The 20,274-nt window shown below is 65.0% G+C and carries 19 protein-coding genes and 1 tRNA gene; 8 read left to right on the forward strand and 12 right to left on the reverse strand.

Going from position 1 to position 20,274, the window contains the following annotated elements; translation table 11 throughout:
- Positions 1–17: 17 nt before the first annotated feature.
- Positions 18–1,055 (reverse strand): aromatic ring-hydroxylating dioxygenase subunit alpha, encoded by a 1,038-nt coding sequence (locus B9A23_RS08105; protein ID WP_084278691.1) that lies wholly within the window; start codon positions 1,053–1,055, stop codon positions 18–20.
- 65 nt (positions 1,056–1,120) lie between these two features.
- On the opposite strand from B9A23_RS08105, the gene B9A23_RS08110 reads away from it, so the two are divergent.
- On the forward strand, positions 1,121–1,756 hold the full coding sequence (locus B9A23_RS08110) for a TetR/AcrR family transcriptional regulator (RefSeq protein WP_084278386.1): 636 nt from the start codon (positions 1,121–1,123) through the stop codon (positions 1,754–1,756).
- On the opposite strand, the gene B9A23_RS08115 is transcribed toward B9A23_RS08110, so the two are convergent.
- Positions 1,746–2,216, reverse strand: a complete 471-nt coding sequence (locus B9A23_RS08115; protein WP_084278692.1) for an Lrp/AsnC family transcriptional regulator — start codon at positions 2,214–2,216, stop codon at positions 1,746–1,748. The two genes, B9A23_RS08110 and B9A23_RS08115, sit on opposite strands and share 11 nt — an antisense overlap.
- Before the next feature lie 104 nt (positions 2,217–2,320).
- Here B9A23_RS08115 and putA point away from each other — a divergent pair, with 104 nt between their 5' ends.
- Both putA and B9A23_RS08125 read left to right on the forward strand, forming a co-directional pair.
- Positions 2,321–5,770 carry a bifunctional proline dehydrogenase/L-glutamate gamma-semialdehyde dehydrogenase PutA gene (gene putA / locus B9A23_RS08120; RefSeq protein WP_084278387.1) on the forward strand — a complete coding sequence of 1,150 codons (3,450 nt, stop codon included), beginning with the start codon at positions 2,321–2,323 and terminating at the stop codon, positions 5,768–5,770.
- A 90-nt stretch (positions 5,771–5,860) separates the two neighbouring features.
- A complete protein-coding gene (locus B9A23_RS08125; RefSeq protein WP_084278388.1) occupies positions 5,861–6,778 on the forward strand; it encodes an SDR family NAD(P)-dependent oxidoreductase in 918 nt (305 codons plus the stop codon).
- 139 nt (positions 6,779–6,917) lie between these two features.
- Here the strand turns inward: B9A23_RS08125 and B9A23_RS08130 are convergent.
- Positions 6,918–7,004: transfer RNA gene (locus B9A23_RS08130), tRNA-Leu, on the reverse strand.
- A gap of 143 nt (positions 7,005–7,147) precedes the next feature.
- On the reverse strand, positions 7,148–7,990 hold the full coding sequence (locus B9A23_RS08135) for an MJ0042-type zinc finger domain-containing protein (RefSeq protein WP_084278389.1): 843 nt from the start codon (positions 7,988–7,990) through the stop codon (positions 7,148–7,150).
- Positions 7,991–8,137: 147 nt separating this feature from the next.
- Here B9A23_RS08135 and ftsE point away from each other — a divergent pair, with 147 nt between their 5' ends.
- From ftsE to B9A23_RS08160, 5 genes are read left to right on the forward strand one after another with little or no spacing between them, the layout of a single operon-like run.
- Complete coding sequence (gene ftsE / locus B9A23_RS08140; protein WP_084278390.1) at positions 8,138–8,887, forward strand: cell division ATP-binding protein FtsE; 750 nt, start codon at positions 8,138–8,140, stop codon at positions 8,885–8,887.
- Positions 8,884–9,819, forward strand: a complete 936-nt coding sequence (locus B9A23_RS08145; protein WP_254895048.1) for a cell division protein FtsX — start codon at positions 8,884–8,886, stop codon at positions 9,817–9,819. Before ftsE ends, B9A23_RS08145 begins: the two co-directional genes overlap by 4 nt.
- A complete protein-coding gene (locus B9A23_RS08150; RefSeq protein WP_254895049.1) occupies positions 9,816–10,364 on the forward strand; it encodes a YdcF family protein in 549 nt (182 codons plus the stop codon). Before B9A23_RS08145 ends, B9A23_RS08150 begins: the two co-directional genes overlap by 4 nt.
- 2 nt (positions 10,365–10,366) lie before the next feature.
- Entirely contained in the window at positions 10,367–11,059 is a 693-nt protein-coding gene (locus B9A23_RS08155) for a lysophospholipid acyltransferase family protein (protein WP_084278391.1), read from the forward strand.
- Positions 11,056–12,324: an NRAMP family divalent metal transporter gene (locus tag B9A23_RS08160; RefSeq protein WP_084278392.1), complete on the forward strand. Its 1,269-nt coding sequence runs from the start codon at positions 11,056–11,058 to the stop codon at positions 12,322–12,324. Before B9A23_RS08155 ends, B9A23_RS08160 begins: the two co-directional genes overlap by 4 nt.
- Positions 12,325–12,327: 3 nt before the next feature.
- On the opposite strand, the gene B9A23_RS08165 is transcribed toward B9A23_RS08160, so the two are convergent.
- From B9A23_RS08165 to B9A23_RS08200, 8 genes are all read right to left on the reverse strand, one after another.
- Positions 12,328–13,254, reverse strand: a complete 927-nt coding sequence (locus tag B9A23_RS08165; RefSeq protein WP_139797386.1) for a prephenate/arogenate dehydrogenase family protein — start codon at positions 13,252–13,254, stop codon at positions 12,328–12,330.
- On the reverse strand, positions 13,251–14,366 hold the full coding sequence (locus B9A23_RS08170; RefSeq protein ID WP_084278394.1) for a pyridoxal phosphate-dependent aminotransferase: 1,116 nt from the start codon (positions 14,364–14,366) through the stop codon (positions 13,251–13,253). The genes B9A23_RS08165 and B9A23_RS08170 overlap by 4 nt, the downstream gene beginning before the upstream one ends.
- Before the next feature lie 186 nt (positions 14,367–14,552).
- Positions 14,553–15,971, reverse strand: coding sequence for an ammonium transporter (locus B9A23_RS08175; protein WP_084278395.1), 1,419 nt, complete (start codon positions 15,969–15,971; stop codon positions 14,553–14,555).
- 35 nt (positions 15,972–16,006) lie between these two features.
- On the reverse strand, positions 16,007–16,345 hold the full coding sequence (locus B9A23_RS08180; RefSeq protein WP_039333663.1) for a P-II family nitrogen regulator: 339 nt from the start codon (positions 16,343–16,345) through the stop codon (positions 16,007–16,009).
- A gap of 196 nt (positions 16,346–16,541) precedes the next feature.
- Positions 16,542–17,255 carry an endonuclease/exonuclease/phosphatase family protein gene (locus B9A23_RS08185; RefSeq protein ID WP_084278396.1) on the reverse strand — a complete coding sequence of 238 codons (714 nt, stop codon included), beginning with the start codon at positions 17,253–17,255 and terminating at the stop codon, positions 16,542–16,544.
- 7 nt (positions 17,256–17,262) lie between these two features.
- On the reverse strand, positions 17,263–17,820 hold the full coding sequence (locus tag B9A23_RS08190; RefSeq protein ID WP_084278397.1) for a pyridoxamine 5'-phosphate oxidase family protein: 558 nt from the start codon (positions 17,818–17,820) through the stop codon (positions 17,263–17,265).
- Positions 17,820–18,692, reverse strand: coding sequence for an alpha/beta fold hydrolase (locus B9A23_RS08195; protein WP_084278398.1), 873 nt, complete (start codon positions 18,690–18,692; stop codon positions 17,820–17,822). The genes B9A23_RS08190 and B9A23_RS08195 overlap by 1 nt, the downstream gene beginning before the upstream one ends.
- A gap of 57 nt (positions 18,693–18,749) precedes the next feature.
- Complete coding sequence (locus B9A23_RS08200; protein ID WP_084278399.1) at positions 18,750–20,270, reverse strand: peptide chain release factor 3; 1,521 nt, start codon at positions 20,268–20,270, stop codon at positions 18,750–18,752.
- Between the last annotated feature and the right edge of the window lie 4 nt (positions 20,271–20,274).

Genomic DNA, 20,274 nt, shown 5'->3' on the forward strand with positions numbered 1-20,274 from the left:
CGCTGGCCCCGTCAGCCTCATTCTGCAGCAACCGCTTCGGTACAGGCGGCTTCTCCGGCCTCGGCCCGGCGCAACTGCATCATGCGCCGCCGCACGCGAATTGCGCCTGCATCGGACGGCAGGATGACCGGGCGCAGGTCCCAGAAATCGCCATCGCCCATCGCTTCCTGCTGGGCGTGCAGCATCGGGTGGTCCTCCTCGAGGAAGGCCTTCTCGAGCAATGCGTGGGCCTCCGGCGTAGGCTCATGCGTGTAGAAATAGTGCGTCGAAGTTGCCGTCTCCGGGGTCAGGATATGCGGATCGCCCATCGGCGGCACGACCATGTCCTTGCGGTTGGTGCCGGATCGCGCCAGCCCGATGAACAGCGCCAGGCTGGACGGCGCATTCCAGCGCATGTGCAGCCACTGATCGGTCTTTGCACCCTCGGGCAGCATCGGCACGGCCCAGACGGGAGGGGCGGAGTCCGGCATCGTCCAGTTGTTCCAGATCGCGCCGTTCTCGTCCTGAAGCACCTCGTGCTGGCCACAGGTCAGCAGGGAACCGTTCACGCCGAAGCTGTCCTTGTGAATGAATTCGGCGTGGCTCAGGTCCATCAGGTTGTCTGTCACCAGCTCATAGCTGGCATCCATCCTGATCGTGCCGCGATGCAACGGCTTGTCATGGTCAAGGAAGCCGTAGTCCGGAATCAGCGCCGGGTCGGCCTTCGCGGCATCGCCCGGCCAGAACCATACGCCAGTGTGCTTCTCGACCACCGGCAGCACTTCCACCCTCGCGAGATCGAGCGGTTGGCCGCTGAAGGGGTTGTGCGCGCAATGGCCTGCGCTGTCGAAGGCCAACCCATGGTAGCCACAGCGCATCATGTCGCCATCGCGCCCGCCCCGGCTCAACGGCACGAAGCGGTGCGGGCACCGATCCGCCATCATTACCATTTCACCATCGGTCTTGCGCCAGATCACCCACGGCTTGTCGAGCAGGCGGCGAGCAAGAAAGCCACCATTCGGCACCTCGTGCGACCAGCAGGCCATGTACCAGCCATTGCGTATGAAAGCGCTCACGGTCATTCTCCCCAGATGGCGAATCAAATACACCAGTTGGTTTCTTTATATTACGGACAGACCAAGTGAGAAGCCCTGTCAGCCGCAATCCCGAAGTGGTTCGTGCGCGGGTTCTCGACGCTGCCCAGGCCGAATTCATGGCCGAAGGCTTCGCCGGAGCCAGCACCAACCGCATCCTCGAACGCTTTGGCGGCTCGAAACCCACGATGTTTCGGCACTTTCCGACCAAGCGAGCCCTGTTCGAGGCGGTCGTCGCGCGCATTGCCGAACGCTGGCGTGATGCGGTGGACATGACGGGCCTGGACGATGCCCAACCACGTGCCTGGCTCGAAACTTTCGCCCTTCGCGCGCTAGCCTGGATCCTTTCGGACGAGAGCATCTTCGTTGGGCGCATGGCGATTGCCGAGGGCCATCTCTTTCCCGAAGTGGGCGAAACCTACCGCGCTGTCGCTGTGGACCCGCTCAACGCCATGCTTACAGCGCGTCTGGCACAATGGACCGAGAAGGGCCTGTTGACCTGCAGCGCGCCACAACGCAGCGCACTTGCCTTCTTCGACCTGACGCTGGCCGGAATGGTCAGCCGCAAGCTCTATCGGGTGGAAGACAGCTTCGACGAGCCCGCGCTTGCCGCCCACGCAGCGCTTTGCGTCGGCGTGTTCCTTGATGGCTTGTCCTGTCGGTCGCGCGCCATCACACCCTGATCGACTGTTCCTTCACCGGCTCCATCACCACGAAAGTGCTGGTGTTCGAGACATGCGGCAGCGTGGAGATCTTCTCGCCCAGCACCATGCGGAAGCGGCGGATATCGGCAGTGCGGACTTTCAGCAGGTAATCGAAATTGCCGGCGATCATGTGCGCTTCCTCGATCTCGGGAATGGCCATGACCCCGCGGTTGAACTCGGCCAGTGCCTGCTCGCGCGTATCGGACAGCTTCACTTCGGTGAAAGCGACGTGCTCCAGCCCGAGCTGCGCCATGTCCACCACTGCCCGGAAGCCGCGGATCACGCCGTCGTCGATCAGGCGCTTCAACCGCACCTGGCATGGCGTCTTGGAAAGTCCAACCTTTTCAGCAAGTTCGGTGATTGGCATGCGCCCGTCGCGGGCCAAGAGATCGATGATCTTCCGGTCAAACTGGTCGATCTGCCTATCCTTGCCGTTCATTGCACCGATTTCCTTGCATTCTTGTCGCAATTTATAGTCGATTTGCCCAGCATCTGCCATTTCAAAAGTCAGACCGCCTTGGCCTGCGCTGTTATTCTGGCGCAATGACCCTTCACGCCCCCTTTTCGCAGTTTGCCCCGGCGCTCGCCGCTGGTGCTGTCTCGCCGCTCCGTGCCGCGATCACCGCCGCTACCCGCCGCCCGGAACGCGAATACATCGCCGAACTGCTTCCGCAGGCGACCCTGCCCGAACCCATCCGCGCTTCGGCACAGGCGCTTGCCCGCGCGCTGGTCGAGGCGTTGCGCGGCAAGCCGCGGGGCAACGGCGTCGATCAGCTCGTGCAGGAATATGCGCTGTCGACGCAGGAAGGCGTCGCGCTGATGTGCCTTGCCGAAGCCCTGCTGCGCATTCCCGACAATGCCACGCGCGACGATCTGATCCGCGACAAGATCGCCGGCGGTGACTGGCTCGCCCATCTTGGTGCTGATCGTTCGCTGTTCGTCAATGCCGCCACGTGGGGCCTGGTCGTCACCGGGAAGCTGACCTCGAGCGTGGACGATGCCGGACTTGGCAGCGCGCTGACCCGTCTACTGGCCCGCGCCGGCGAACCGGTCATCCGTCGCGGCGTCGATCTTGCCATGCGCATGATGGGCGAACAGTTCGTCACCGGCGAGACCATTGCCGATGCGCTCAAGCGCGCCCGCCCGCTCGAGGAGCGCGGCTTCCGCTACAGCTACGACATGCTCGGCGAAGCGGCGACGACTGCCAAGGACGCCGCACGCTATTTCGCCGACTACGAGAACGCCATCCATGCCATCGGCAAGGCCGCGGCGGGGCGCGGTGTCTATGAAGGCCCCGGCATCTCGATCAAGCTGTCCGCGCTCCACCCGCGCTACTCCCGTGCACAACAGCATCGCGTGATGGCCGAGCTGCTGCCCCGCGTTAAGACCCTCGCCGCGCTTGCCCTGCGCTATGACATCGGCCTCAACATCGATGCCGAGGAAGCCGACCGGCTCGAGATCTCGCTTGACCTGCTCGAAGCCCTTGCCTGCGATCCCGAACTTGCCGGCTGGAACGGCCTCGGCTTCGTCGTCCAGGCCTATGGCAAGCGCTGCCCGTTCGTGATCGACTGGATCGTCGACCTTGCCCGCCGTTCGGGCCGGCGCATCATGGTCCGCCTCGTCAAGGGCGCCTACTGGGACGCCGAGATCAAGCGCGCGCAGGTAGAGGGGCAGGCCGACTTCCCGGTCTATACCCGCAAGGTCCACACCGATGTCGCCTACATCGCCTGCGCCCGGCGCCTGCTCGCCGCCCGCTCGTGCATCTTCCCGCAATTTGCCACGCACAATGCCCAGACCCTGGCGACGATCCACGCGATGGCCGGCCCGGACTTCGCGGTGGGCGATTACGAATTCCAGTGCCTCCATGGCATGGGCGAACCGCTATACGACGAAGTTGTCGGCCCCCGGAAGCTGAACCGCCCCTGCCGCATCTACGCCCCGGTCGGCACCCACGAGACGCTCCTCGCCTATCTCGTCCGCCGTTTGCTGGAGAACGGCGCAAACTCCTCGTTCGTGAACCGCATCGCCAATCCGGAGGTGCCGGTGGAGGAGATCATCGCCGATCCGGTGGCCGAGGTCGCGACGAGCGCCGATCCGGGCGCGCCACATCAGCTGATCGCCCTGCCCTCGGCGCTCTATCCCGACCGCCGCAACAGCGCCGGGCTGGACCTTGCCGACGAGTCCGCGCTGGCCGTGCTGGGGGACCGCTTTCATGCCGCCGCGCTGATCCCGCGCCATGCCGCACCTACCGCCGACCTGCCCGAAACCTCCCCGCGACCTGTGCGCAACCCTGCAGACCTTCGCGATACCGTCGGCATGGTGCGCGAGGCCCTGCCGGAAGCGGTCGATGAGGCCCATCGCCTTGCCGCTGCCTCGCGCTGGGGCGCAACGCCGCTGGCCGCGCGCGCCATCGTGCTCGAACGCGCCGCCAGCGCGATGCAGGCCGCCATGCCCGAACTGATCGCCCTTACCGTGCGCGAGGCCGGCAAGTCCGTTCCGAACGCGATTGCCGAGGTGCGCGAGGCGATCGATTTCCTGCGCTATTACGCCAGCCAGAAGGCGGTCCTTGCTGGGTCGCAACCGCTGGGCGTTGCGGTGTGCATCAGCCCGTGGAACTTCCCGCTGGCGATCTTCACCGGGCAGGTCGCCGCCGCCCTGATGGCGGGCAACGCCGCCCTTGCCAAGCCGGCCGAGGAAACCCCGCTGATCGCCGCCGAAGCGGTGCGCATCCTGCACGAAGCCGGCGTCCCCGACGATGCCCTGATCCTGCTGCCGGGCGATGGCCGGATCGGTGCCGCGCTGGTCGCGGCCCCCACCACGGCTGCCGTGCTGTTCACCGGCTCGACCGAAGTGGGCCGGCTGATCCAGCGCCAGCTTGCCACGCGGCTTTCGCCTGCTGGCCGCCCGATCCCGCTCATCGCTGAGACCGGCGGGCAGAACGCGATGATCGTCGACAGTTCAGCCCTGCCTGAACAGGTCGTCGCCGATGTCATCGCCTCGGCCTTCGACAGCGCCGGGCAGCGCTGCTCGGCGCTGCGCGTGCTGTGCCTGCAGCAAGACATCGCCGACCATGTGCTGGCGATGCTGCGCGGCGCGCTTGCCGAACTCAAGGTCGCGCCGACAGATGCGCTCAGCGCCGACATCGGTCCTGTCATCACTGCCGACGCGCGCGAGGCCATCGAGGCGCACATCGCGCGGCTCAACACGGCAGGCTGCCCGATCGAGCGACTTCCGCTCAGTCCCGAAACCGACCATGGCACTTTCGTTGCGCCAACGATCATCGAACTGATCGACCCCGACCTGCTGACCGGCGAAGTGTTCGGGCCAGTGCTTCACGTGATCCGCTTTGCCCGCGCCGACATGGACGCGCTGGTCGAGCGCATCAACGCCTGGGGTTATGGCCTGACATTTGGCCTGCACACCCGCTTGGACGAGACGGTGGCCCGTGTCATGGCGCGTGCCCACGCCGGCAACATCTATGTCAACCGCAACGTCATCGGCGCCGTCGTGGGCGTGCAGCCGTTCGGCGGGCACGGGCTTTCCGGCACTGGCCCCAAGGCGGGCGGACCGCTTTACCTGCGCCGCCTCGTCAGTTCCGCGCCTTGTGCGCCTGCCGTCGGCCTGGGTGAACACGAACTGGCTGGCCCGGTGGGCGAGCGCAACGTCCATGCCCTGCGGCCGGTCGGCAAGGTTCTGATCGCCGCGCAGGATGCCGAAAGGCTGGCACGGCTCGAGGCGCGCGTCCTGCGCCTTGGCGGCCAGGCAATCACGGCCGAACCCGGTTGGCAGGCACATGCCCCCTTTGCCAGAGCGCTGGTCGACGGCGACGCTGCCTTTACCGGCGCGATCCAGCAGGCCGTGGCGGTCCTCGATGGTCCGATCGTGCCGGTTCTCACCCCCGCAGATGGCGACGCCATGCTGGTGGGCGAGGTTTCGCTGTCGATCAACACCACCGCAGCCGGAGGCAACGCCAGCCTCATGGCCATGGCCTGAGCCGCAGGCACGAACCTTGACTGCCCTCTTCCGGACGGTTGCCTGACACCTGCCACATTGTTAGGCTGCCAAACGGAAGAGGAGCAGTGCATGGCTGGCAAGACACGCGATTTCCGCGGCAAGACCGCATTCATAACCGGCGGCACGAATGGCATCGGCTTCGGCATCGCGCGCGCCTTTGCGATGGCCGGGATCGATCTCGTCCTGTCGTATCGCAAGGAGCAGGATCGCGAGGACGCGGCACGCTGGCTGGCCGACAATGGCGTGCCCCCGGCGCGCTACGTCCCACTCGACGTGACCGACCGCGCCCGCTTTGCCGAGGTCGCAGCGGAAGTCGGCAAGGTGCACATCCTCGTCAACAATGCCGGGGTCAGTGTCTTTGGCCCGACCGACGAGGCGAGCTACGCCGATTACGACTGGATCATGGGGGTGAACTTCGGTGGCGTGGTCAATGGCCTCGTCTCCTTCCTGCCTGGCATGAAGGCGCATGGCGAAGGCGGGCATGTGGTCAACGTCGCCTCGATGGCGGCCTATCTCTCCGGGCCACAGGCCGGCATCTACACAGCCAGCAAGTTTGCGGTACGCGGGCTTACCGAATCGCTGCGCTACAATCTCGCCCCGCATGGCATCGGCGTTTCTTTGATGTGCCCCGGCCTGACTCGCACGAATGCCTGGACCAGTGCTCTCAAGCGCCCCGAAGACTTCGCAGACTCCGGCTTTGCACCTGCCGACGCAAATGAACTCGAACAGTTCGGCACGGCGTTCGAACTCGGCATGGACCCTCTGGAGGTCGGCCGGAAAACACTGGACGGGATTATAGAGAACCGTGGCCTGATCTTGACCCACGGCGAGTTCGCACAGGATTTCGAGGAAATCTTCCGCACCTTGATCGAGGCCCTGCCCAACGAACCGGTGCCCGAAGGCCGCCTGCACATCGAACGCCTGCGCCGCGAGGCCAACCGCGCCGCTGCGCAGGGCCAATTGATCGGGCTTTCGGACCTGACCTGATGAAAAAACGGGGCGCCGACGTTATCCGCCCGCGCCCCGTGAAAGGGTCATACGTCTCATCCTGCCAACATAACTCGACAGGCGGCGAATGGTTCCGGATGTAGGGTAGCCCGAAGGCAAGGATCACACTGCAGGGTGATGGTGCGGTCGAGAAGACTCGAACTTCCACGGGCTTTCGCCCACAACGACCTCAACGTTGCGCGTCTACCAATTCCGCCACGACCGCAAAATCATACGGGGTGTCCGACCTGTGATCGGCGCCCCGTGGTGGGGTAGGAGCGCGCCCCTAGCAAAGGAGTTTGGTGTGCGCAACAAGCTTGCCGAACATTTTTTGCGAGGACGGGTGAAAACTCGCGCCCCTTGCCGAAATCAGTCAGGCTTCCAGCCGATTTCGGCGACCTTCGCGGTCTTGGGCACATCGGTCACGGCGGCGTTCACCGTGACGCTTTCACCCGGGGCGAGTTCGTCCTTGGGCGGCGGCACTTCCCAGGTCTTGATCACCTTGTCGCGGGAATCGCGCAAGACGATCAGGATTTCCGGCAGGGCGCGCACGTCCTTGCCGACATTGGTCACGGTGCCGCTGGCGCCGAAGTATTCCGTTCCGTTGGGAAGCTGGCGGCGGTCCTGCTTTTCCGGCGGAAAGGACAGTTGCAGATCGGGCCGATCGGCTCCGAAGGTCTGCCCGCTGCCAGGGATCCACTGCGGCACCCCATAGTACCAGGCCGCCGTGCCCAGACCGCCAACGGTAAGTGCGAAGGCCACTGCAGCGATCGTCCACAGCTTGGCCGGGTTGCGGCGCGGCCGGAACGGCGGCTGGTGATCGAAAGGCGAAGGCGCGTCCTCAACCTCTGGCGCGACGAAGGTACGGCGTGCCTGATGCGGCAAAGGTGGCGGCGTTGGCGGCTCTGCCTGAGCTGGCGCGCTGTCCATGCCGAATGCCGGCGCGGGCCCGACCGAACGCTGCTCCACCGATGCCACGGCTGGTTCCGGTGTGGGCACGGGCGCTTCCTGCGTGACAGCAGGCGCTGCCGGATCCGGGGCCGGCGTGGCCGTCAGCGGCGCTGCTGGCGCTTCTTCGCGCGGTTCAAGCTCTGGCCCGTTCTGGAACCAGGAGTGCCGGCACCGTGCGCAACGCACCGTGCGGCCATCCACGCCAATCGCACTGTCGGGAACGACATAGCGCGTCGAGCAGGCGGGGCACGCAATGATCATGCTTCGGATTAAGCAGGGGCTTTCGGCAGAAACAATAGCGTCATGAGCGAAGAAACGCCTTCACGGCCTTTTTTCCACATGGATTGCCGCGTATAGCCCTTCGGGCGTAACCACCATCGCCATGCAAACGGGTACAGTCTCCATCTCATGAGCCAGCAAGACGATGTGGAGATTGTACACTTCGACAATGTCGGGCTGCGATACGGCACCGGCAAGGAAGTGCTGACTGATGTCAGCTTCACCCTTTATTCCGGGCGGTTCTATTTTCTTACCGGGGCTTCGGGGGCAGGCAAGACGAGCATGCTCAAGCTGCTCTACCTCGCGCAGCGCCCGTCGCGCGGGCTGATCCGGATGTTCGGGACCGATGCGATCACCTTGCCCCGGGATCGCCTGCCCGGCTTCCGCCGCCGGCTTGGCGTGGTTTTCCAGGACTTCCGGCTGGTTCCGCACCTTTCCGCCTTCGACAATGTCGCCCTGCCCTTGCGTGTCGCCGGCGTGCCCGAGCGTGACATCGTCAAGCCAGTGACCGACATGCTCGATTGGGTCGGCCTGGGAGACCGCAGCACGGCCCGGCCGGCAACGCTCTCGGGCGGGGAACAGCAGCGCGTCGCCATTGCCCGCGCCGTGATCGGCCGCCCCGACATGCTGGTGGCGGACGAGCCGACCGGCAACGTGGATCCCGAAATGGCCGTGAAGCTGCTGCGGCTGTTCGAGGCCCTCAATCGCCTCGGCACGACCGTCGTCGTCGCTACGCACGATGTCCATCTCATCCGGCAGGTGCCCGAATCCCTGATCATGCGGCTCGACAAGGGCCGGCTGTCGGATCCGACCGGAGCATTGCGCTATCCGCCGCGCCGGGTCAGCGCGCCGGCACGCGTCGAGTTTCCCGGAACGTGACGATCCTGCAGACCTTCGGGCAATCCCTGCGCGGCGAGTGGCGCGAACGCAACGGCGCCGAAAGCCGGCTTCTGCCTCAGGGCAAGCTGTCCGGGCCCATGCCGTGGGTCATCGCCATCATGATCGGGCTGACCGTGTTGGCAACGACCAGCGGACTTGCCTTGCGCAACACGGCCCGCGCCGCCAATGCAGACGTCAAGGGCGGGGTCACCGTGCAGATCGTGCACGGCGCGCCGCGAGAGCGTGACCGGCAAGCACGATCGGCACTGGCTGCACTCGAACTGGCGCCGGGCATCGCCTCGGCCCGGCTGGTCCCGCAGCATGAACTCGATGCGCTGGTCGAACCATGGTTGGGCACTGCGGTGGGCGACGATGTGAACGCCCTTCCCGTGCCGGCGCTGATCGATCTGCGACTGACCGGCCCGGTCGATCAGGCCCGGCTGGATAGCCTGCGCGCACTGGTCCGCCAGAAGGCTCCCGCCGCCCGTGTCGATGCGCAGGCAAGCTGGCTGGCGCCGGTGTTCAAGGCGATAAGTGGGTTGCAGTGGCTGGCCGCGGGCCTGATTGGCCTGCTGGCTTTTGCCACTGTGGCCACAGTGCTGCTGGCATCGCGCAATGCCTTGGGAAATCATCGCGGCACGATTGAGATCGTCCACATGCTGGGCGGCACCGACAAGCAGATTGCGCGCATTTTCCAGCGCTCGATGGCGATCGATGCGGCAGCCGGCGGTGTTGGCGGGTTGCTGCTTGGCGTTGTCGCGACGAGCCTGCTCGGCCGGCAGTTCTCGGCGCTGGGTTCGGGGATGATCGGATCGGCCGACCTTGGCTGGGGCGACTGGCTGATTGTGTGCTGCATTCCCATCGGCGGCGTGCTGCTGGCGGTCGTCACCGCCCGTCTGAGCGTGCTGGGCGCGTTGAGGCGGATGCTGTGACCAGCAAGGGCATCTTCAGGCGGCTGCTGTCGCTGCTGCTGCTGGCGTGGGCGCTGGGCTTCATCTGGTTTGCGGTCTTCCTGCCGCGGCCGGTGATCGAACCGATGCGCACCGACGGCGTCGTTGCCCTGACTGGCGGCAGCGGACGCATTCCGCACGCACTTGGCGTGATCGAGAAGGGCTATGCCCGCCGTCTGCTGGTTTCGGGCGTGGATCGCGAAGTGCGGCCGCGCGAATTTGCGGCCGAATACGAGGTGCCGCCGCGGCTCATGCAATGTTGCATCGTGCTGGGATACGATGCTGTCGACACTCGCACCAATGCGATGGAAACCGTGCGCTGGGTGCGGGAAAACCGGGTGCGATCGGTGCGACTGGTGACGACCGACTGGCACATGCGGCGCGCGGCCTTCGATCTTTCCGAAGCCGCGCCCAAGGATCTGATCATCATCGAGGACGCGGTCGCCTCCAAACCGAGCTTCAAGATATTGTTCATCGAGTACAACAAGTTCGTCGCCAGAGTTCTCGCTTGGACAGTGGGCTGGTGAGCGTGCGGAAAATCCTCTCGATACCGCGCAGCCTGCTGTTCTACGTGGCGTTCTACCTGGGCTCGGTGGTCTTCGTGCTGGGATCGATCGCGCTGATGGCGATCTGGGTGGACGGTTTCCGCACGGTGGTGCGTGGGTGGAGCGCGTGGCACAGGCTGTGCGCGCGGGTGCTGCTGGGCATCCGGGTCGAATTGGAGAACCCGGTATTCAAGCCGGGCGTGCTCTATGCGATCCGCCACGAATCCTTCTTCGAGGCGATCGACCTGCCCCGCCTGTTCCGGCTCCCCGTGGTCTTTGCCAAGGCCGAACTTCTCGCCATTCCGGGGTGGGGCCTGGCCGGACGCAACTTCGGGCTGATCGGCGTGGAGCGCGAAGCCGGGGCCAAGGCGCTGCGCACGATGCTGACCGAAGCCAGGCGACTGATGGCCGAAGACCGGCCGCTGATCATCTTCCCTGAAGGAACCCGCGTCCCCCATGGCGAGCGGCGGGCTCTGCAATCGGGTTTTGCCGGCATCTACAAGCTGCTGCGCCTGCCAGTCATCCCCGTCGCGGTCGACAGCGGGCCGCTCTATCACCGCACCTGGAAGCAGCAGGGGGTCATCCGCTATCGCTTTGCCGAGGAAATCCCCGCCGGCCTGCCGCGCGAGGAAATCGAGGCGCGTGTCGAAGCGGCGATCAACGCTCTCAACGCATGAACGAAACCGCGCCCGCCGATGAGGGCAAGCGCTCGCTCGCCGAAGTGCTCGGGCCGGGCCTGATCACCGGCGCGGCCGACGACGATCCCGGCGGCATCGGCACCTACAGCCAGGTTGGCGCGCAGTTCGGGTATTCGCTGGCGTGGTCAATGATCCTTGCCCTGCCGCTGCTGGTCTCCATCCAGGCGATCTGCGCACGCATCGGGGCAACCACGGGGCGCGGCATCGCCCACAACCTGCGCCGCCATTATCACCCTGCGCTGCTGCGCACGATGGTCGCGCTGCTGCTGGTGGCCAACGTCGTCAACCTTGGCGCTGACCTTGGCGCAATGGGCGCGGTGCTGGCGCTGCTCGTGCCGGGGCCGGAGCACTTCTTCATCCTCGGCTTCGGCCTGCTCAGCATCATGGCGGAAGTCTTCGTCAGCTACGAGCGCTACGCCCGCATCCTCAAATGGACCACGCTTTCGCTGTTTTCCTACATCGCGGTGGTTCTGGTCGCCGATGTGGACTGGCACGCTGCCTTGCGTGGCCTCACCGTGCCGAGCTTCGCGCTGGACCGCGATCACACGATGGCGCTTGTGGCGATCTTCGGCACCACGATCAGCCCCTACCTGTTCTTCTGGCAGGCCGGACAGGAAGTGGAAGAGCGTCATCGCCGCCACGCCAAGCCGCTGTGCATCACCCCGCGTCAGGCTGGCCCCGAATTGCGCCGCATCCGCAACGACACGCTGACCGGCATGGCCTTTTCGAACATCACCGCGCTGTCGATCGTGATGGCGACGGCGGCGACGCTTCACGCCAGCGGGATCACGCAGATCCAGTCAGCCCAGCAGGCGGCGAGCGCGCTGCGGCCGATTGCCGGGGAGTTCGCCTTTGCGCTCTTCGCGCTGGGAATCATCGGCACGGGGCTGCTGGCGGTGCCTGTGCTTGCCGGCTCGGCGGCCTACGCCGTGAGCGAAACCTTCCGCTGGACCGAAGGGCTGGACCGTGCCCCGCGCGAAGCCAAGGCGTTCTATGCAGCCATCGCGCTGGCAACGCTGGGCGGCGTCGCGTTGAACCTGATCGACATCGATCCGATGAAGGCGCTCTACTGGTCCGCCGTCGTCAACGGGTTGCTTGCACCGCCGTTGATGGTGGTGACGATGATGATCGCCCGCAACCCGCGAGTGATGGGCCGCCTCGCCATCTCGCGGCGCCTTGCCATCGGCGGCTGGCTCTCGACCGCGGCGATGTCTCCGGTGGCGCTGCTCTTCCTGTTCGGCTGAGCGTCAGCCCTTGCCGTTGTGGTCGGCACGGCCGAAATCGGGCCGTGCATCGTCCTGGCCCATCTCGATGATCCCGCGGCGGATCGCGCGGGTGCGGGTGAAGTGGTCGAACAGCACGTCGCCATCGCCCTTGCGGATCGCCTTCTGCAATTCCGTCAGGTCTTCGGTGAAGCGCTGGAGCATTTCCAGAACCGCATCCTTGTTCGAAAGGAACACGTCGCGCCACATCGTCGGGTCCGAGGCGGCGATGCGGGTGAAGTCGCGGAAGCCGCCTGCGGAATACTTGATGACTTCGCTCTGCGTCACCTGTTCGAGGTCCGATGCCGTGCCGACGATGGTGTAGGCGATGAGGTGCGGCAGGTGGCTGGTAACCGCCAGCACCTTGTCATGGTGCGCAGCGTCCATCATTTCGACCCGCGCGCCAAGCGCTTCCCAGAAAGCGACGAGGCGGGCGCATAGCGCTGGGTCGGCGTCAACCGGCGGGGTGACGATACACCAGCGGTTGCGAAACAGCGTGGCAAAGCCCGCATCCGGTCCGCTCCGCTCGGTGCCCGCGACCGGGTGCGACGGGATCACGTGATAGCCCGGTAGCGCTTCTGCCAGCGCAGCCGCAACGGTCTCCTTGGACGAGCCGACGTCGCTGACCAGAGCATCGGGCGAGAGCCCCGGCGCCAGTGCCCGCGCCGCAGCGCCCATCGCGCCGACAGGCACGCAGAACATCACGAGATCGGAGCCTTGTGCTGCCACTTCGGCACTGTCGGCGATGCGATGGGCTAGGCCCAGGGTTGCCGCCTGTGCGCGCACGCCGGCATCGGCATCCCAGCCGACCACGGTCGTGCCGGGGAGATAGGCCTGCACCGCGTGGCCGATCGATCCGCCGAGCAGGCCGAGGCCGACGATGGTGACCTGCCGAAATGGCGCCTCGCTCACTTCGCGGTCTCGCACATGGTGCGGATCGCAGCGGCGATCTCGTCCATCTGCTGCGCGGTGCCGATGGTGATGCGCAGGGCCTGCGGCAAGCCCTGCCCCGGCAGCCAGCGCGTGATGTAGCCGTGGTCCATCAGGCCAAGGTAGACGTCCTCGGCGCTGACCTTGCCTTCGAACAGGATCAGCACGAAGTTCGCCTTGCTCGGCAGCGGGCGGACGCCGTGGTTGCCCAGCGCCTCGAGCTTTTCGACGAAGCGGGCGCGCTCGGCCGCGTTGTGCTCGCGCGAGGCGACGACGAAGGCCTGGTCGTTCATCGCCGCAACGCCTGCGGCCTGTGCCGTGTTCGAGACATTGAACGGCCCGCGAATGCGGTTCAGCATGTCGACGATGTCGGCGTGGCCGGTGCCCCAGCCGATGCGCTCGCCGGCAAGGCCATAGATCTTCGAGAAGGTATGGGTGACGAGCACGTTCTGCGTCTTTTCGGCAAGCGCAAGAGCACCATCGTCGTCAGCCGGATCGAGGTATTCGGCATAGGCGCCATCGAGCACGAGCAGGATATCGGGACGAAGCCCGGCATGCAGGCGTTCAATCTCCGCGCGCGGCAGCCAGCTTCCGGTGGGGTTGTTGGGGTTGGCGAGGAACACCACCCGCGTCCGTTCGGTAACGCAGGCCAGCAGCGCATCGACATCGGTGCCGTAATCGGCATCGGGCGCCACCACCGGCACCGCCCCGCAGCGCCGCGCCGCGATGTCATAGACAGAAAAGCCGTAGCGCACGTAGAGAACCTCGTCGCCCGGCCCGGCATAGGCCTGTGCCGCAAGGTTGAGCAGCTCGTCCGAGCCTGTACCCATGACGATCAGCGCAGGGTCAATGCCGTGCACTTGGCCGATGGCAGCGCGCAGGTCCTTGCTGTCGGGATCGGGATAGTTGGCGGGATGGGCCGCGATGCCCCGCGCTTCAAGCGCTGCGGCGCTGGCGCCGAGCGGGTTCTCGTTCGCCGACAGTTTGGTCAGCTTCTGCCCGTCCTTCCCGGTCGACTTTCCGGGGACATAGGCATGGATGCCCAGAATCCAGTCTTTGGGCCGAGGAGCGGGCGGAGTCGGTGCGTTTGGCATAACGCCCCGCGCCTTAGTGTTTGCGCAAGGTCCGGGCAAGCGAACCACCCGCCGCCAACAAAAAAAGGGCCGGAAGCGGGCTAGCGCTTCCGGCCTTAGTCTGTTCGCAGGAGGAACAAGGTTTGGCGAGGTGGGAGATGAGAGGGAGAGGATCTGGCTCTCCCACCCCGCCAATTCGGTCAAAACTTAGTAGTTATAGGCGCGCTCGCCGTGTTCGGAGATGTCGAGGCCTTCGCGCTCGGCTTCTTCGGTCGGACGCAGACCGAAGATCTTGTCGACGATGAAGAAGATGATCGCGGAACCGACACCTGAGAAGACCAGCGTGAAGAGCACGGCCTTGATCTGGACCCACACCTGGTGCGCCATATCGTAGCTGGCAGCGTCGAAGCCGGCCGGGAACACGGTGTAGTCGAACACGCCCTGGCCGCCGAGCGACGGAGCCGCCATGATGCCGGTGGCAATTGCGCCGACGATGCCGCCGATGCAGTGCACGCCGAACACGTCGAGGGTGTCGTCGTACTTGAGCTTGTTCTTGATCGTGCTGACGAAGAGGTAGCAGATCGGCGAGACGACGAGACCAAGGACGATCGAGGTCATCGGCGCGCCGTAGCCCGAAGCCGGGGTAACCGCGACGAGGCCGGCGACAGCACCCGTGGCAGCGCCCAGCATCGAGGGCTTGCCGTGATGGAACTGCTCGACCAGCGACCAGGAGACGGCGGCGGCAGCGGTGGCGACGAAGGTGTTGATGAAGGCAACCGCGGCAACGCCGTTGGCTTCAAGGTTGGAGCCGGCATTGAAGCCGAACCAGCCCACCCACAGCAGCGAGGCGCCGATCATGGTCATGGTCAGCGAGTGCGGCGGGGTGGCTTCCTTGCCGAAGCCGACGCGCTTGCCGATCATGAGGCAGCCAACGAGACCCGCGATACCGGCGTTGATGTGCACGACGGTGCCGCCGGCGAAGTCCAGCGCGCCCCAGCCCCACAGCATGCCGTAGTCGTTCGGAGCATCGACCAGGAAGTCCGGGCCAGCCCAGTACCAGACCATGTGCGCCATCGGGAAGTAGATGCAGGTCAGCCACAGGACGGTGAAGACCATCAGCGGCGTGAACTTCACGCGTTCCGCAAAGGCACCGACGATCAGCGCCGGGGTGATGCAGGCGAAGGTCATCTGGAAGATGACGAACGCGAATTCGGGGATGTAGACGTTGTTCGAGAACGTCGCGGCGTAGGTCGAGGCACTGACGCCCATCAGCATGACCTTCGAGAAGCCGCCGACGAATTCGTTGCCGCTGGTAAAAGCCATCGAATAGCCCCAGCAGCACCAGACCAGCGCTGCGACCGAAACGATCATGAAGACCTGCATCAGCACCGAGAGCATGTTCTTGGTGCGGACGAGGCCGCCGTAGAAAAGAGCGAGAGCAGGAACGCTCATCAGCAGAACAAGAGTGGCCGAGAGCAACATCCAGGTGGTGTCACCCTTGTTGACCATCGTGGCCATCTGTTCGGCGGTGGGGGCCTTGATCGGCCCATCCTGTGCGAAAGCGGCAGTGGCAGCGAAGAGCGAAGCGCCCGTTCCCACCAAGCCACCGATCATCTTGCGGATCATGTTGGTTCCCCTAAGGTCGGAAATGGAAGGCGCGCTCAAAGCGCGGTATCCCCGGTTTCGCCGGTACGGATGCGCGTGGCCGATGCGAGATCGAGCACGAAGATCTTGCCGTCGCCGATCGCCTCGGTGCTGGCAGCCTGCTGGATCGTTTCCACGATCTGCGGCGCAAGGTCGTCGCTTGCGGCGACCTCGATCTTCACCTTCGGCAGCATATTGGTCGAATATTCGGCGCCACGGTAGATTTCGGTCTGGCCCTTCTGCCGACCAAAGCCCTTCACCTCCGACACCGTCATCCCAGCGACGCCCAGCCCCGAGAGCGCTTCACGCACTTCGTCGAGCTTGAACGGCTTGATGATGGCGATGATGAATTTCATTCATGCCCTCTTCTGTTGCCCACTCGCCGGGCGACCTGCCGGCAGCAACAGTTAAGCAAGGGGTGTGCCAAATGCGGATTTTTACGGATTCAGGCGTTTACGGGAACTGAAATGGCCGCACGGTGATTATTTGCGCTCGAATCTTGTGCAGTCGCAGCATTGTGCCTGTTTTTTAGGCAGCCAAGCCTGCACAGATTCAGGGCAGAGCAAGGCTCGCCCACACCGGCAGGTGATCGGACCCGATCGCAGCGAGCGGGCTGTGGTGTACGCCCAAGGCGTCCACGCCAAGACCTTCGCTGACCACGATCCGGTCCAGTTGCGCAACCGGACGGCGGGACGGAAAGCTGCGACCAGGTGCCAGCACCTTGAACGGCGCCGCAAACGCGGCAAGCGCCCCGCCCGAGGGCGACCACTCGTTGAGATCGCCCATCATCACGACATGGCCGGGTTCATCATGCGCCGAGACATGCCCGCAAACTGTCTCGACCTGCTGGCGGCGGCGCAAGCCGGACAGATCGAGATGCATGCCGACCACGCGCACAAGTGCCTTGCCGACGCGCAAGGTCGCGCAGACCGCCCCGCGCGGTTCGATCGTCGGCAGCGGCACCGCGCAAGCCCCGACGACTTCGATCTCGCGCCGCACCAGCAGGGCATTGCCGTGCCAGCCCATGCTCGAATTGGTCCGCGCCCGATCATAATGGCCCGGCTCGACAACCCGCCACGGGCTGTGATCATCGAGCGTCGCGTGCGGGATCACCGCTTCGCGCAGGCCGAAGCGCCGGTCCGCTTCCTGCAGCGCGATCACGTCGGCATCGATCTCGCGCAGGATCGTCAGGATGCGATCCGGATCGCGCCGCCGATCGAGCCCGACGCCCTTGTGGATGTTGTAGCTGGCGACCTTGAGTTTCAAACCGGCCTCAGGCCCCCGCGATATAACGGTCAGTCGGCGTCACAGGCAGACCATCGATGCTGCTGGTGCGCGCCGACATCTTTGCCTCCCAGGCTTCGGGATCGGATTGCGCGTGATATTTCACCAGCGTCTGCCGCTCCTGCTCAAGGCTCATCAGCGGCACGCCCCAGCCACAGCTTGTCTGCACGCTGTCCACCGCGATGTCGAAAATCTGGCGTGTGCCTGCCAGAACCGTGAAATGACGTGCCAGTTCCGCCCATTCCGGATTGGCAGGAAGCACCGGCTTGCCGTGCCCGTACAACCGCAGGATCAGCGCAGGCTGCTGGAAGTTGGTCATCATGATCGTGATGCGGCCGTCCGCCGTCAGGTGGGCGTGCGTCTCGTTGCCCGATCCGGCAAGGTCGAGATAAGCGACGCGGTTCGGACCCAGCACGCGAAAGCAATCGTACCCCTTGGGCGAAAGGTTGATCCGCCCCTCCGCTGCCGCCGTGGCCACGAAGAACACTGACTGCTGCCCGATCATCGCCTCGTGTTCTGGCAGGATGCAGTCGGTGAACTTTGCCATCAGAGAAAGTCCTTGAGCGTAGCGATGAACTTGTCGAACTGGTCATGGTGCAGCCAGTGCCCGGCGTTCTCGAACTCGATCACCTCGGCATTGCGGAATGGCGCAATCATGCCGTTCTCGATAGGATTTCCAGCCCAGGAATCCGCCCCATTCAGCAGCAGGGTCGGGCAGGTGATCGCGCTCCACAGCTCGTTGCGCTGCTCCGCCGTGATATCATAGGGCGCGCCGTCGACGTTCAGGTGCGGGTCGAACTTCCAGCTGAAGGTTCCGTCCTCGTTCCGGTTGATGCCATGGCGGGTCAGGTGCCGTGCCTGCTCGTCGGTCAAGTAGGGGTTCTCGCCCTTCATGCGCGCGTAGGCATCTTCAAGCGTCGGGTACCGGCGCGGCAGGCGGCCGGCTGCCTTGCGCTTCTCGCCGATGAACTCGCGCACGCGGCGGGCGAACGGCACGTTCTTCATCATCGCCTCGCGCTCCGGCGTGGGGAACAGTCCCTCGATCGCCACGATCTTGCGCACGTTCTCCGGGAACAGGCCGGCATAGCGCAGGCTGGTGTTGGCGCCCCACGAATGGGAGACGATCGTCACCGGCGCCAGATCGAGCTGGTGGATCAGCTGCGCCACATCATAGACGAGGTCCATCGTCCGGTAGTTGCCGTCCTCGGTCCACTGGCTGTCGCCATGGCCGCGGTGATCCATGGCGATGATGTGCCAGTCCTCACGCAGCGCCTCGGCGGTCCAGTCCCACGAGCGGCAGTGGTCACGCCCGCCATGGACCAGCAGCAGCGGCGGCTTGTCCGTATTGCCCCAATCCACATAGTGGAGGCGCAGGCGCTGCGAGATGAAGGTGTTCGAACTGGGACCGAGTAATTGCATGAACGGGTAACTGCGCCGGATGGGGCGCGGTTTCAACCCCGGATGCCGGTCTGGTCGCTACCTTTCCTTGGTGGCCGAGAAGGTCAGGTCAGGATTGCGTTCCTGCTGATAGCCCACGTCCCACGACGAACGCGCCATGAACACGGGGTCGCCGTCGCGATCCTTGGCGAGGTTCGATGAGTTGAAATCGGCAAAGTTCTTCAACGCTGCATCGCTTCCCTTGATCCAGCGCGCCGTATCGAAAGGCGATGGTTCGAGCACCGCCTCGACCTTGTATTCCGCCTCGAGCCGCGAGACCAGCACATCGAGCTGAAGCTGGCCGACCACACCCACGATCCACTGGCTGCCGATCTCCGGGTAGAACACCTGGATCACGCCCTCTTCCGAAAGATCGTCGAGCGCCTTGCGCAATTGCTTGGTCTTGGTCGGGTCCTTGAGCACCACGCGGCGCAGGATTTCCGGTGCGAAGTTGGGCAGGCCGGTAAAGCGCAGGTCGTTCTTTTCGGAGAGCGTGTCGCCGACGCGCAGGGTGCCGTGGTTGGGGATGCCAATGATGTCGCCGGCTTCGGCCGTGTCGGCAATCTCGCGGTCCTGGGCAAAGAACAGGATCGGCGAATGCACCGCAATCGGCTTGCCCAGGCCCGAAGGCGTCAGCTTCATGCCGCGCTTGAAGGTGCCCGAGACCATGCGCATGAATGCGATGCGGTCACGGTGCTGCGGGTCCATGTTGGCCTGCACCTTGAAGATGAAACCGGTCACGTCCGCGCGCTCGGGATCGACAGTGCCGACGCTTGATGATTGCGGGCGCGGCGGCGGGGCAAATTTCGCGATGGCTTCGATCAGGTCGATCACGCCGAAGTTCTTGAGCGCCGATCCGAAATAGACCGGGGTCAGGTCGCCGTTGCGATAGGCCTCCATATCGAATTCGGGATAGCCAGCACGGGCCAGCTCGATTTCTTCGGCAATGTCTTCGGGAATATCGACTGCGGGCTCGACCTTGCCGAGGAACTCGCGACTGTCGCCTTCGGGCCGGGCAATCGTCTCGTCGGCAAAGCTCATCACGCCCTGGAACAGGCCGCCCATGCCAATCGGCCAGGACATCGGCACGACGTCCAGTGCCAGCGCATCGGCCACTTCGTCCAAGGTCTCGAACACCGAGCGCCCCTCACGGTCCACCTTGTTGACGAAGGTGATGATCGGGACCGAGCGCATGCGACAAACCTCGAACAGCTTGCGCGTCTGCGGTTCGATGCCCTTGGCCGCGTCGATCACCATGATCGCCGAATCGACTGCGGTCAGCGTGCGATAGGTGTCTTCGGAAAAGTCCTCGTGGCCCGGCGTGTCGAGCAGGTTGAACACCACGCCGTCCTTCTGGAACGTCATCACCGACGACGTCACCGAAATCCCGCGCTGCTGCTCGATCTTCATCCAGTCCGACCGCGCCCGCCGCGCCGCCCCGCGCGCCTTGACCTCGCCGGCAAGATGGATCGCGCCGCCCTGAAGCAGCAGCTTCTCGGTCAGCGTGGTCTTGCCCGCGTCAGGGTGCGAAATGATGGCGAAGGTACGGCGATTGGACATGGGT

Origin of the sequence: Novosphingobium sp. B1 (assembly GCF_900176395.1) — a bacterium.
In the GTDB taxonomy this organism is placed as follows: domain Bacteria; phylum Pseudomonadota; class Alphaproteobacteria; order Sphingomonadales; family Sphingomonadaceae; genus Novosphingobium.